We start from the raw sequence: 11,909 nt of genomic DNA, 5'->3' as shown, positions 1-11,909 counted from the left end.
CCGCCATCACCTTCAAGCCATTGACCTTGGCCTTGGCCACGATGGCCGGGCCCAGGGACACGTCCGGCGGGCAGATCACAAAGCCCTTGGCGCCGTTGGCCGCCAGGCTGTCGATGGCCGAGAGGGTTTTCTCTCCGTCGGGCACGGCGATCTTGATCACGGTGAACCCGTGCTCCTTGCCGGCTTTTTCGGCAAAGGCCCATTCGGTCTGGAACCAGGGTTCTTCGGCCTGTTTGACCAGAAAGCCGATTTTGACTTCTTCAGCAGCCGATACCACGCCGCTGAACGCCAGGCCGAGTGCCAGGGCACCGAGTGTCTTTTTGAAGCTGTTTTTGACAAACATGAGGCACCTCTTGTTGTTATTGAGCGTTACACGTTCTAGTCGTGGTACATCACAGACCGCCCGCCATCGATCATCAGGCAAGTGGCATTGATAAAAGGCGCCTCGTCGGTGGCCAGGAACAGCGCCGTCATCGCCACCTCGATCGGCTGACCGATGCGCTTGGGCGGGTGCAGATCGAAGGCGCGCTGGCGCTCGGCGTGGGGGTCGGGAAAACCGTTCCAGTAGTCAACGTTGAGCTGGGTTTCGATATACCCCGGCGCGATGGCATTCACGCGGATGCCCTTGGACGCATATTCGATGCCCAGGGCGCGGGTGAGGCCGAGCAAACCGTGCTTGGCCACCGGGTACGGAAAACAGCCGGGAATGATGTGACTGGAATGGGTGGAGGCGATGTTGATGATGTTGCCAATGCCCTGCTCGATCATGTGCGGCAGCACCGTGCGGCAACCGAACCAGGCACCGTCGAGGTCAATGGCGAAACAACGGCGCCAGTCCTCGTCGGTCATTTGCAGCGGGTCGCAAAACACGTTGACGCCCGCGCAGTTGACCAGCACATCCACGCGGCCGAAGCGCTCGATGGCCGTATTGACCAGTGCCTGCCATTGCACTTTGCACGTGATGTCGACGGCCTGCGCGTAAATGTCAGCGCCACGTTCACGCCAGTGGGCGGCAACGCGATCGACCTTTTCAGCCTGGATATCGGCGATGACCAACCGCGCCTGCTGGGCCTGGAAACACGCGACGATCGCCTCGCCAATGCCTTGGGCGGCGCCGGTGATGATCACCACCTTGCCTTTGAGCCGCTCGCCGTAAGTGGGCTCGGGCACGGCGGGGAGTGACAACGGTTGTGCCTGCATCGCTTCACCTGTTTTATTTTTGGTAGTGAGTGCTGATGCCGCCGACTATAAACCCAGACCCGAAAACATCTCAATATATAAATTTGCATCCCATATTGTGAGAGACAACACAAAAAAACCGACGCTTTCGGCGCCGGCTTTTTGAGAGGGACTTGAATCAACCCAAGGCGAAATCGCGCAACGCGTCGCCTTCCATGCGGTAGCGCACCCACTCTTCCTGGGGTTGGGCACCGATGGATTTGTAGAAGGCAATGGCTGGCTCGTTCCAGTCCAGCACGCTCCACTCGAAGCGACCGCAACCATTATCAAAGGCGATTTTGGCCAAGTGACGCAGCAACTTCTTGCCCGCCCCGCCGCCGCGCTGTTCAGGGTTGATGTAGAGGTCTTCCAGGTACAGGCAGTTGCTGCCAAGCCAGGTCGAATAGCTGAAAAAGAACACCGCAAAGCCGATCGGCAAACCGTCGCGCAGGCAAATCAGGCCATGGGCGGTGGCCCCTTCGCTGAACAGGCTGCGCTCGATGTCCACCACACTGGCGATCACTTCATGCCGGGCCTTTTCGTACTCGGCAAGTTCGGTGATGAAAGTCAGAATCTGCGCAGCATCGCTGGGCACCGCAGGGCGAATCTCGATGGTCATGGGCAAGCCTTGGGCAATTTCAAAGCACACATACTAAGGCGCTTTGATGACCGATTGCAGCGCAATTTCCGGGGATGCCGGTTACTCCGCCCGGCCGTAATGCAAGCACCACCAACCACAGAACAAACCTGGCTGGCGTACATGGTAAACAGTGGGCCATAACTCCAACGACCTCCAGGCGGCCCCATGCAGTCCACGTCCCCGGTGAGCACAAAGCTGTTCGCGCTGTTTTGCCTTGCCAGTTTTCTGTTGTCGCTGTCTTACGGCTCGACCTTTCTGCTGTCGCTGTTGATTCATACACGCGGCGGCAATGAGCACGATGCCGGCAGTGTGATCGCCACTGCGATGCTCAGTACCTTTGTGGCGGTCGTGCTGTCCGGGCATTTGGCGGATGCGTGGGGGGCGGCGCGGGCGATTGCGGGGATGGGTGTATTGCTGGTGGTGGCATGCCTGGGCTTTGCATTGATGCCGGGCTTTGGCGAAGGCTTGATGTTGTTCGGGCTGGCCCTGGGCCTGGGCTGGGGCGTGTTCTACACCCTGGGCCCGATCATCGTGGCCATGCTGGTGGCGCCGCAGCACCGCGCTAAATATTTTGCGCTGCTGTCGGGCAGCATGATGAGCGGCATCGGTTCCGGGCCGTTACTCGGCCGGGCGGCCCACGCGTTGGGCCTGCCCTTGACCAGCGCTTTCGTCATTGCCGCACTGGCCAGCCTGGTCGGGGTGCTGATGTTCTGGCGCCTGGGCACAGCGCTCAAACGCCACACCTCGGCACCGGTGTCGAAAATTTCCTGGGTGGCCTGCCGTCGCGTGCTGTCTTCACGGGCGGCATTTGCCATCGTCATGGTCAGCCTCGGCGGCTGCGTGTTTGGTGGGTTGTCGTCGTTCCAGACCAGCTACGCGGCAGCCCATGGGCTGGATTATTCGTTGTTTTTTGCAGGCTTCGTCAGTGCGGCGATTACCAGTCGCCTGCTGATCGCCGGTTACGTGGTCAAGCGCGATGCCTACGCGGCCGCCTGCGTGCTGTCCGGGATGATGCTGGGGTCGATCCTGCTGTTCGCCTTTGGCGTGAGTGGCAATGCCAGCTACCTGTTGGCCGCCGTGACTCTGGGCGTCGGGTATGGCCTGACGTATTCGGTGATCAACGGCCTGGTGGCCAACGAAGCACCCAACGGCACCACGTCCCAGGCATTGCTGTTGTTCAGCCTGGCGTACTTTGTGGGGGTGTTTGGCTTCCCGTGGCTGGCGGGCTGGATTATCGTCGATTTCGGTTTATCGGCGCTGATGCTGAGCGTGCTGGCCGTGGCGACCGGTAATTGGTTGATCAGCGTGGCGCGCCTGGCGTGGCGCCGGGCGACAGCACACAAAATCTTACAGGCTGGCTGAGACCGTTCGTCGCCACCCCGGCACCAACGCAAAACGAGGGCGGACCAATACAGGGTAAGGACAATAACCCTAGGGAGACACCCTCATGAAAAATGCCAAATTTGCTGCCCTCGCCCTCACTGGCCTGCTGTCTGCCGCTTCGCTGAGCGCCTATGCCGCAAGCTCGACCACAGGTCCGACCGACCCAACGCCGGACGCCACCACCGAGTCGCAAAAATCCATGGGCACCGGCCTGGATACCAACGGTGGCGCAGTCATCGACAACACCAATGGCGCCGACCCTCGCACCCAGGGCCACGACACCCAGCGCCAGGCACCCGCTGCCGTCGGCAATGGCAAGATGGGGCCGTCGGTGAATGAGCCAAAGATCAACAAAGGCGACGACTCGAACCTGCCCGGCGCGCCAAAACAACCTGCGCCTTAAGCCCTCGAACGCAAGACGAACACCCGATCATTTACCAGTGAAGAGGTACGCATGAACGTCGATAGAACCCTTGAAAAAGAAATCCTCACCCGCCTGCTGCACGCCCACCCGCAAGGCTTGGGCAAGGAGGTGCTGGACAACTACCGCGGCGAAAAGGAAGTGGCCGGCGTGTTGGCCTTCCTGCAGGACCGCGGGCTGATCAAGGATGGTCATGTGACCACCGACGACACCGGCGAATATTCGTTGAATCTACCGATCAAGCTGACTGCGTCGGGTGTAGATGAGGCGCGAAAGCTGGAAGGCGAGCGCCCTCAGTAATCCATTTTGCCTGGTCCGGCCCTGTTACAGGGCCGGAAGGAGTATCGCGATGCCTCGTGGAAGCAAAGCCAAATACACCCCCGAACAAAAGCGCAAGGCCGCGCATATCGAAGACAGTTACGAACACAAGGGAGTGCCCGCTGACGAGGCCGAAGCCCGTGCCTGGGCCACCGTCAACAAGCAATCCGGCGGTGGCGAAAAGGCCGGTGGCTCGGGCCGGCGCAAGGCACCAGTGAAAAAGGCTCAGGACCGCAGTGACTCGGCCAAACGCGCGGCGGCCAGCCGCGAGGGTCATCCTCGCAGCAGCCGAGTCTCATTGGGCACTCAGACTAAAGAAAGCCTGATGAAGGAAGCGCGCGCCAAGGATATTCCCGGGCGCTCGAGCATGCGCAAGGCTGAGTTGATTGAAGCGCTGAAAAAGGCCGGCTGACACGCCTCGCGGTGTAAGCGGCCTGATGCCAGTCAGAGAGCAAGAAGCACCCTGTGCCCACCGTTAATTGATGGGCATTTGCGCTCGCCTTGCTCACGCCTCAGCTACTAACGCATCCACCTCGCAGGTTGCGGGGCACGTCGCCGGTCCCCAACGCGTCACCGCCAACGCCGCCGCGGCATTCGCCCGGCGTGCGGCTTGGGCAGGTTTCAAGCCGTTGGCCAACCCCGCAATAAACACCCCCGCATGGGCATCGCCCGCGCCATTGCTGTCCACGGCCTTAACCTTGAAACCCGGCACGTGCTCGATCTGCTCCGCACGCCCGACCAGGCATCCATTCGGCCCGTCGCGCACCACCAGCAGTGTGTTGGCGGGCAGATGCCGGCTTAACGCAGGCAACGCGGTGGCAATGTCCGATGCACCGGTAAATGCCAGCGCTTCCGGACCATTGCTGGTCCAGATGTCGATGCGCGGCAGTAAGCGGCGCATCAAGGCCGAATCCGGGGCTTTGACCAACGGGCCCGGATCGAATACCACCACGATGCTGTGCGGCAATGCCAGTAACCAGTCGAGCAACGGCTGGGCCTTGCCCTCGAGCAGCAAGCTGTAGCCGCTGACATAAACGTAGTCGTCCGCACGCGGCACTATGGGCGCCAAGTCCTCGGCACTGAGTTCACCCTCAGCACCGAGGTGGGAAATAAACGTGCGCTCGGTGGTGGCTTCGGTCAGGGACACACATAAACCGGTGTCCTTGCCGCGGCTTGGCGCGAGGGCGATTTCAATGCCCTCAGCCTGCATCGCAGTGCGCGCCAGGTCGCCGAAGCGACCCTCGCCATGACGCCCCAGGTAAACCACCGGCAAGCCATTGCGTCGGGCTGCGGCCATCACATTGAACCCGCCACCCACTTCAAAATTGGCCGAGTGCGCCAGCACATCGCCACCGCTGGCGGGTAAGGCATCAAGGGCCATGACCAGGTCGACGATGACCTGGCCCGTGTGCAGCAATCTAGACATTGTGGCTCTCTACCTGCGCCGGCCGCCGGTCGGCCGCGCCGCCCAGTACCGCATAAATCCCGCCGGCCACCAGGAAGGTGACGATCCAGCCCAGGCCGTTGTGGCCCAGCCAGGAGTCGGACAGCGGCCCGGCGAACCAGATATTTTCGGCGGTGGTGCCGATGGTGGTGAAGCAAAAGCCCAGCACGATGGCCACGGCCCAGGCACCGAAGGCACGCCATTCCACGCCGCCGCGATACCAGTAGGCACTGCTTGGGCTGACGTCGAGCAGGTCCTTGGGGCTGTAGTAATGACGATGAATCAGGTCAACCACGAAGATCCCGACCCACGCGGTGATCGGCACCGCCAGCAGCGAAATGAAGGTGATGAACGGGCCGTAGAAACTGTCGGCGATCAGCATGAAGTAAATCGACCCGGCAAAAATCGCCACGATATCGACGATCACCGCGTGCACGCGCTTGACCTTCAAACCCAGGGTCAAGGTGGTGAGACCGGCCGAATACACCGACAGGTTGTTCGACAGCAGCAGGCCGCCGAATGCGGTGATCAGGTACGGCACAGCCATCCAGGTCGGCAGCATGTCGCGGATCGCGATGATTGGGTCGGTGGCCGAGGCCAGGTCATTGTTGCCCACCGACAGCAGGCCACCGAGGGTGATCAGCAGTACCAGCGGAATGCCCGCGCCAAACGCCGCGGAGGCCACCAGGCGCGCGGCCTTGACGCTGCGGTGTTGGTAGCGCGACATATCGGCGCCGGCGTTGGCCCAACCGATACCGGTGCCGGCCGCCATGGTGCCGACGCCGATGATCATCGCGCTCAGCGGCGCGGGGGTGGCGTTGAACACCGCGCTCCAGTCAATGGTGGCACAGAGGAAGCCGCCCACCAGGATATTCAAAGCGCCGAATACGTAGGTGGCCCACTTCTGGATCACCAGCAGGGTGGCGTGGCCGAGGCCGGAAACGGCCAGGGTGAGCAGCACGAAAATGGCGATGAAAATCAGCGTCAGCACGGGTGCGCTTTTCGCCTCCACCGGCGACCCGAAGAGAATCGAACACAACGACAGCAACACAAACGCCGCCGTGGTGGTGTTGACGGTTTCCCAACCCAGGCGCGACATCAGCGACACCAGTGTCGGGCCAATATTGCCGCGCACGCCGAAGATGGCACGGGACAAGGTCAGGCTCGGTGCACGGCCACGACGACCGGCGATGGAGATGATGCCCACCACCGCAAAGGAACCGGCCGCGCCGAGGATCGCCACAATAATCGCCTGCCAGATCGCCAAGCCCCGGAACGCCACCAGCGTGGCCCCAAGCGGTAAGCCGAGGATGCTGATGTTGGCGGCGAACCACACCCAGAACAGTTGCAACGGATGGCCGTTGCACTCGCCTTCCGGGACCGGTTCGATGCCGCGTGTTTCCAATTGTCCGGCGCTTTGGCCGGAAGACGTGCTGCTCATGAGGTGTTGCTCCTGGTGCCTGTATTTTTGTGGTTGTGGCAGGTCGTCAACGCTGTGACTGGTCGTCCTGACTCATCGCATTTTCAGAAGGTTTTCAACCAATGGCTGCAAGTCCAACCCATTGACGGCCTTGACCTGTTCGATCATTGCCGCAGGCCAGCACTGCATGCCGAAACACGCGCCAAGCATCGCGCCGAGCATCGCCGCGATGGTGTCGGTGTCGCCCCCCAGGCTGGCGGCCAGGCACAACGCCTGGAACGCGTTCATATCCCCCACCGCCACTTGCTGGGCCAGGGCAAACGACACCACCACCGACTCCTGGGAGGCCACGGAAGTGCCGATCAATTCATAGAGCAGGTCGGCAAACAACGCGGTGTCGCCACTGCCCACGCTGAGGGTGCGCGCCCAACTGATGCGAGTGGAAATACGCCCGCCGGCCACCCAATGCCCATAGCCTTCCGCCTGTTGGGCGATCTGGGTACCAATGTTCAGCGCTTCGCCCAGGTCCGCACCGTTGATGCCGGCGGACACCACCGCCGCCACCGCAGCAGCACTGGAAATGCCCAGGGTGGTGTTGTGGGTGACCTGGCACGCCTGGATCACCGCCTGGATAAACTGCGCCGGGTCGCTGACATCGACGGCGATGCCCACCGGCGTGATGCGCATCGCGGCACCATTGGTGCTGCCGTAGCGCCCGGACTCCTGCGGAGTATGCCCGGCGAGGATCATGTCGATGGCACGCTTGGTGGACGGACCAAGCAGATCCTGAGAACCCTTGGCGCGCATCGTCGCTTCCCAGTCAATCAGGCGCTGGGCAAGCACGGCAGGATCGATCCTGCCTTGGCCTTCGACCAGCAACTGGCCAACCAGAATCGCCTGCTCGGTGTCATCGGTGATGGAACCGGCCGGCATGTTCGGGGCGATCGGCTGGTCGGCGTCGGCCTTCTCAAGGGCGGTAATGGCACCAAAGCGCTGTTGCACTTGCTCACGGCTCAGGGATTGGGTGGGCATGCCCAAGGCATCGCCCAGGGCCAAACCGTAGAAGGCGCCGAGGGCGCGGGCGTGGGCGGTCATTTCGAGGGTCCAAATTGCAGGTGCAGGCGAAAGTGCACAGGGTCGAGCAAGCTTTCGACGTACTCCATGAACCGCTCGCGGCGGTCGTACGTGGTACGCGACGCCTTGAGAAACACGCAGCCTGCCGGGCGACCAAGCAGTTCGGCATCCTCGTCGCTCAGGGGTTCGGCGCCGATCCATTGGTCACCTTCGGCGCCGATGTAGCCGTAGGCTGCCAGGGTGATGGTCAGGGAGTCATCGATCAGCCCCAAACGAGGCAGGCCTTCAAGGCCGCCGGACGCCGGCATCAGCGAACGCTCCAGGGACACGGCAGTGCCATCGGTGGTGCGTCGACGGCGGTCGAGGGCGACAAATTGGTCAGTGCCGAAACGACTGAACAGATCGGGACGCGACACCGCTTCCAGGCGCAGGATATCGGTGGTCACCAGGGCACCGGTGTCGGCCAGCGCCTGGGCCCAACCACTGGTTTGATCCAGCACCATGCCGTCAAAGGTGACGATGGAGCCGACACCGCTCTGGGTCGCAATGTAATTGCGTCGCTTGAGCTCGGCGAGAGCTTCGCGCAAGGTGCCACGACTGACCGCAAACTCTTCGGCCAATTGATGCTCGCCCGGCAACAGGAAGCCGTCGGCCATCACCCCACCCTCGATACGGCGGATGAGTTCGTCGACGACGCGTTTTTTCTTATCAAATCGGACATGTCTAATCATGTACAAATTGATAACCGAAAGCGGCCTTTTGCAGCAAGCGAATTATGTCAGGGAGATGAAAAACCCGGCCTCAGGGCTCCAGGCCGATACGGAAAAATTCGCCGCCGCTCCAGACGCCCAGCCACTTCTGACCGTTGATCGGGCGGCTCACCGCCAACTCCACCAATTGGTAGAACACATTGCGATGTACGAGAGCTTCAAGGTTGGCGCGCACCCGAAGATAGGGTGACGGTTCCTCGGTGATGGGGTCGATCTCCACCCGCAGCGGGTGTTCGAGGCCGGCTTCGATCTGTTCATCGACATTGCTGGTAAAACGCAGTACCTGATCTTCGCCCTGCCCTTCGACGTCGAGGGTTACCGCGACAAAGGGCGCGTCATCGACGCTGATACCGACTTTTTCTACCGGTGTGACCAGAAAGTAATCATCGCCATCGCGGCGGATGATATTAGAGAACAACTTGACCATCGGCTTGCGCCCGATTGGCGTGCCTTGGTAGAACCAAGTGCCATCGCGGGCGATGCGCATATCGATGTTGCCGCAGAAATCCGGGTTCCACAGGTGCACCGGCGCCGGCCCCTTGCCTTTGGGCAGTTGGGCCAGCAGGTCGTTGGCCTTGGCGGAATCGGTCATGAGAGGCTCCCCTTATTCAGGCTGGGCTCACTGATCACTCATACCCAGCAGGCTCCGGGCGTACTGTGCCAACGGGCGGGCAATCAGATCTTGTGGCGTGTTGTCGTGGAACGTCAGTAAACCGCCACGACTGCGAATACGTGCAGTATCAATCAAATACTGGGTGCTGGTCTCGATCAACATGATCTGGATAACGCCGCTGTCCAGGCCCACACGGTCGAGGGCCTCTTGATCGGCCCACTCATCGGCGTTGCCGATACGGTCGTCCGCCTTGGCGAAGCGGCAGTACAGCAAGTAATGCGCACCCGCCGCACGGGCTTCGGCCATGGCTTGCTCGAGGCCTTCAGGCTGTCGCGCGCGGCGCACCATGGGGAAATATTCAACGAAGCCGTTGAAGGCTTCTTCGGCCACCACGTTAGGCCGTGGGTAGGCGCTGCCCGGCGGCACGAAGGCGCCCTGGGCGATAAAGACGAAGGAGTCCGGCTGTATGCGAACCGAGGCGGTACGACGGGTATCGCTATGGTCGAGCAGCCCGGCGTCGCTCATCTGATAGCGGGTGCCTTCGGCCATATCGCTGACGGTCATGCAACCACTGAGCGTCAATGACGCCAGCAACAAAACCAGACTACGCATCCTAATCCTCCAAAAGCCGGTGACGGAAAACCGGCGAATGGGCGTGAGATGCAGCTTTTGGGCCAGGGGAGCCGCTTGCAGCTGCAAGCGCGGCGTCAGCCGCCGATGATCTTCATGATGGTGGCGCCCCCGGAGAAGGCCACTTCCTGCTTGTCGCCGAGGGCTTTCACCAGCAAGCCTTGCAAGGCCGGCAGTGCTTGATGGCGCGGTTTGTCGAGCAGGTCACCGACGTAGTGACGATTGCTCGACGACAGGCAGCCATGCAGCCAGCCGGTGGACGACAACCGCAGCCGCGAACAGGTCCGGCAGAACGGCACACTTTCGTTGGCAATCACGCCAAAGAAGCCCTTACCCGGCACCTCGTACCGTACCGCCGTGGCATCCACCGGGGCGTTGGCCTGCAAGTATTCGTGGTGTTCGCCGATCAGGCTGAGCAGTTGCTGCAGGCTGACAAATTGCTGCAGAAACGCGTTGGAATCCTTGGCCAGGTGGCCCATACGCATCAACTCGATAAACCGCAGCTCGTAGCCACGCTCCAGGCAGTAGTCGAGCAGCGGCATCACCTGGTCCAGGTTCTGGCCACGCAAGGGCACCATATTGACCTTGATCTTGATCCCGGCGGCGCGGGCCTGGTCCATGCCGTCGAGCACGGTGGCCAGGTCGCCGCCACGGGCGATGCTGCGAAAAGCGTCGGCATCGAGAGTGTCGAGGGATACGTTGATGCGCCGAATGCCGGCGTCCACGAGCAGCGGCAGTTTGCGCGCCAGCAATTGGCCGTTGGTCGTCAGACTGATATCACTGAGGCCCATCTGCCCGACGGCGCCCATGAAGGCTTCCAGCTTGGGGCTCACCAAGGGTTCACCGCCAGTGATACGCAAACGGTCGATACCGGCCGCTTCGATCAGGTAAGCCACACCACGGGCCATGGCCTCGGCGGAGAGTTCGTCCTGGGCAGCCACCAGCCGCTTGCCGTTGGGCACGCAGTAGGTACACGCGTAATTGCAGGCTGAGGTCAGGCTGATTCGCAAATTGCGAAAACGCCTGCCTTGACGATCAACGATCATGGATCACTCCGGCAGAGGATAATTCGGGCGCACTAAAAGCTGACTTATAAATCAGCTTTTAGCAAGGTCCATGCCTGAGTATATTCCTGGGGTACTGCGCCAAGCAGCAAATCATTACGTGGCAGGGGTGTCGACAGGTGCGGCCTCGACCGGTGCAGGCTCGGCGCTATGCTTGCGTTTGTTGCCCATGCGCACGCCAATGTCCATCAAGAACTGGAAGAAACCTTCCTGGTCTTCCAGCACATTGCTCCAGAACGGCGAGTGGTACAGCGCAACGGCGCCATGCACCAGGGCCCAGGCGGCGCAATAGTGGAAATACGGCGGCACGTCTTCAAGCTTGCCTTCGCTGATACGACCTTTGATCAGCAGCGTCAGGCGTTCGAAGTTCGAAGCACGGATCTTGTGCAACTCCTCGACCATCTCCGGCACCTGATGCCCCTTGACCACCTTCTCTTCCAGACGGTCGAACAAGCGGTAGCGCTGCGGGTCACGCATGCGAAACTCGAAGTAGGCACGGGACAAGGCTTCCTTATCCTTGTCGACATCGGCCGAATGCAGCAACGTGTTCAAGTCGCGCTCGTAGTCGAGCATCAGGCGCAGGTAAATCTCGGCCTTGGACTTGAAGTGTTTGTAGATCGTGCCTTTGCCGATACCCACGGCATCCGCGATCATCTCAACGGTAACGCTGTCTTCGCCCTGTTCGAGGAACAATTTGAGTGCGGTGTCGAGAATTTCCTGCTCACGGCGGCGAAACTCACGGACCTTACGGGGTTCTTTGTGCATGAGGAAGAGGTCTGCAAAGGTCGTAGTAGGGAGGGTTACGCAAGGCCACGATTACATGGCGATACGATTTACCAGGTGCGAGGGATTATCCCGACTGAACGGTCGTTGGGCAACGCCTATGTGAACCCGGCAGGCACTTACTTTCAGCA

General features: G+C 61.2%; 15 protein-coding genes. 4 read left to right on the top strand and 11 right to left on the bottom strand.

Annotated features, from left to right (window positions below):
* From KZX66_RS26140 to KZX66_RS26130, 3 genes are all read right to left on the bottom strand, one after another.
* A partial coding sequence (locus KZX66_RS26140; protein WP_248084090.1) for a substrate-binding domain-containing protein occupies positions 1-343 on the bottom strand: 343 nt, incomplete at its 3' end.
* Between the two features lie 35 nt (positions 344-378).
* Complete coding sequence (locus KZX66_RS26135; RefSeq protein WP_248084088.1) at positions 379-1,200, bottom strand: SDR family oxidoreductase; 822 nt, start codon at positions 1,198-1,200, stop codon at positions 379-381.
* A gap of 157 nt (positions 1,201-1,357) precedes the next feature.
* Positions 1,358-1,837, bottom strand: a complete 480-nt coding sequence (locus tag KZX66_RS26130; RefSeq protein WP_010208407.1) for a GNAT family N-acetyltransferase — start codon at positions 1,835-1,837, stop codon at positions 1,358-1,360.
* A 186-nt stretch (positions 1,838-2,023) separates the two neighbouring features.
* On the opposite strand from KZX66_RS26130, the gene KZX66_RS26125 reads away from it, so the two are divergent.
* The 4 genes from KZX66_RS26125 (at position 2,024) to KZX66_RS26110 (ending at position 4,392) form a co-directional block, all read left to right on the top strand.
* Positions 2,024-3,220 (top strand): MFS transporter, encoded by a 1,197-nt coding sequence (locus tag KZX66_RS26125; RefSeq protein ID WP_248084086.1) that lies wholly within the window; start codon positions 2,024-2,026, stop codon positions 3,218-3,220.
* Positions 3,221-3,305: 85 nt separating this feature from the next.
* Positions 3,306-3,644, top strand: coding sequence for a hypothetical protein (locus tag KZX66_RS26120; RefSeq protein WP_248084084.1), 339 nt, complete (start codon positions 3,306-3,308; stop codon positions 3,642-3,644).
* A 51-nt stretch (positions 3,645-3,695) separates the two neighbouring features.
* On the top strand, positions 3,696-3,962 hold the full coding sequence (locus tag KZX66_RS26115) for a hypothetical protein (protein ID WP_248084082.1): 267 nt from the start codon (positions 3,696-3,698) through the stop codon (positions 3,960-3,962).
* A 49-nt stretch (positions 3,963-4,011) separates the two neighbouring features.
* Positions 4,012-4,392, top strand: a complete 381-nt coding sequence (locus KZX66_RS26110) for a Rho termination factor N-terminal domain-containing protein (protein ID WP_248084081.1) — start codon at positions 4,012-4,014, stop codon at positions 4,390-4,392.
* 93 nt (positions 4,393-4,485) lie between these two features.
* On the opposite strand, the gene KZX66_RS26105 is transcribed toward KZX66_RS26110, so the two are convergent.
* The 8 genes from KZX66_RS26105 to KZX66_RS26070 all read right to left on the bottom strand — a co-directional run bounded on the left by KZX66_RS26105 (position 4,486) and on the right by KZX66_RS26070 (position 11,760).
* Positions 4,486-5,406: a PfkB family carbohydrate kinase gene (locus KZX66_RS26105; protein WP_248084080.1), complete on the bottom strand. Its 921-nt coding sequence runs from the start codon at positions 5,404-5,406 to the stop codon at positions 4,486-4,488.
* A complete protein-coding gene (locus tag KZX66_RS26100; protein ID WP_248084079.1) occupies positions 5,399-6,865 on the bottom strand; it encodes a cytosine permease in 1,467 nt (488 codons plus the stop codon). Before KZX66_RS26100 ends, KZX66_RS26105 begins: the two co-directional genes overlap by 8 nt.
* 72 nt (positions 6,866-6,937) lie before the next feature.
* Entirely contained in the window at positions 6,938-7,939 is a 1,002-nt protein-coding gene (locus KZX66_RS26095) for an ADP-ribosylglycohydrolase family protein (protein WP_248084078.1), read from the bottom strand.
* Positions 7,936-8,649, bottom strand: coding sequence for a GntR family transcriptional regulator (locus KZX66_RS26090; protein ID WP_248084077.1), 714 nt, complete (start codon positions 8,647-8,649; stop codon positions 7,936-7,938). The genes KZX66_RS26095 and KZX66_RS26090 overlap by 4 nt, the downstream gene beginning before the upstream one ends.
* A 70-nt stretch (positions 8,650-8,719) precedes the next feature.
* Entirely contained in the window at positions 8,720-9,280 is a 561-nt protein-coding gene (locus KZX66_RS26085; RefSeq protein ID WP_248084076.1) for a DUF1285 domain-containing protein, read from the bottom strand.
* A gap of 27 nt (positions 9,281-9,307) precedes the next feature.
* On the bottom strand, positions 9,308-9,913 hold the full coding sequence (locus KZX66_RS26080; RefSeq protein ID WP_248084075.1) for a DUF4823 domain-containing protein: 606 nt from the start codon (positions 9,911-9,913) through the stop codon (positions 9,308-9,310).
* 95 nt (positions 9,914-10,008) lie between these two features.
* A complete protein-coding gene (locus tag KZX66_RS26075; RefSeq protein WP_248084074.1) occupies positions 10,009-10,977 on the bottom strand; it encodes a radical SAM protein in 969 nt (322 codons plus the stop codon).
* 114 nt (positions 10,978-11,091) lie between these two features.
* The gene (locus KZX66_RS26070; protein WP_248084073.1) at positions 11,092-11,760 is read right to left on the bottom strand and encodes a TetR/AcrR family transcriptional regulator; all 669 of its coding nucleotides are present in this window, start codon (positions 11,758-11,760) and stop codon (positions 11,092-11,094) included.
* Positions 11,761-11,909 lie beyond the last annotated feature (149 nt).

It is taken from the genome of Pseudomonas sp. EYE_354, from assembly GCF_023148575.1.
Taxonomy (GTDB): Bacteria; Pseudomonadota; Gammaproteobacteria; order Pseudomonadales; family Pseudomonadaceae; genus Aquipseudomonas.
The sequence above is the reverse complement of the archived record's forward strand: the minus strand, read 5'-3'. Positions and strand labels throughout refer to the sequence as shown.

Coding starts and splice junctions, on each gene's coding strand:
- KZX66_RS26080 (WP_248084075.1), bottom strand. CDS start 9,913: ATGCGTAGTCTGGTTTTGTTGCTGGCGTCATTGACGCTCAGTGGTTGC.
- KZX66_RS26090 (WP_248084077.1), bottom strand. CDS start 8,649: ATGATTAGACATGTCCGATTTGATAAGAAAAAACGCGTCGTCGACGAA.
- KZX66_RS26110 (WP_248084081.1), top strand. CDS start 4,012: ATGCCTCGTGGAAGCAAAGCCAAATACACCCCCGAACAAAAGCGCAAG.
- KZX66_RS26105 (WP_248084080.1), bottom strand. CDS start 5,406: ATGTCTAGATTGCTGCACACGGGCCAGGTCATCGTCGACCTGGTCATG.
- KZX66_RS26125 (WP_248084086.1), top strand. CDS start 2,024: ATGCAGTCCACGTCCCCGGTGAGCACAAAGCTGTTCGCGCTGTTTTGC.
- KZX66_RS26130 (WP_010208407.1), bottom strand. CDS start 1,837: ATGACCATCGAGATTCGCCCTGCGGTGCCCAGCGATGCTGCGCAGATT.
- KZX66_RS26115 (WP_248084082.1), top strand. CDS start 3,696: ATGAACGTCGATAGAACCCTTGAAAAAGAAATCCTCACCCGCCTGCTG.
- KZX66_RS26120 (WP_248084084.1), top strand. CDS start 3,306: ATGAAAAATGCCAAATTTGCTGCCCTCGCCCTCACTGGCCTGCTGTCT.
- KZX66_RS26075 (WP_248084074.1), bottom strand. CDS start 10,977: ATGATCGTTGATCGTCAAGGCAGGCGTTTTCGCAATTTGCGAATCAGC.
- KZX66_RS26085 (WP_248084076.1), bottom strand. CDS start 9,280: ATGACCGATTCCGCCAAGGCCAACGACCTGCTGGCCCAACTGCCCAAA.
- KZX66_RS26070 (WP_248084073.1), bottom strand. CDS start 11,760: ATGCACAAAGAACCCCGTAAGGTCCGTGAGTTTCGCCGCCGTGAGCAG.
- KZX66_RS26100 (WP_248084079.1), bottom strand. CDS start 6,865: ATGAGCAGCACGTCTTCCGGCCAAAGCGCCGGACAATTGGAAACACGC.
- KZX66_RS26095 (WP_248084078.1), bottom strand. CDS start 7,939: ATGACCGCCCACGCCCGCGCCCTCGGCGCCTTCTACGGTTTGGCCCTG.
- KZX66_RS26135 (WP_248084088.1), bottom strand. CDS start 1,200: ATGCAGGCACAACCGTTGTCACTCCCCGCCGTGCCCGAGCCCACTTAC.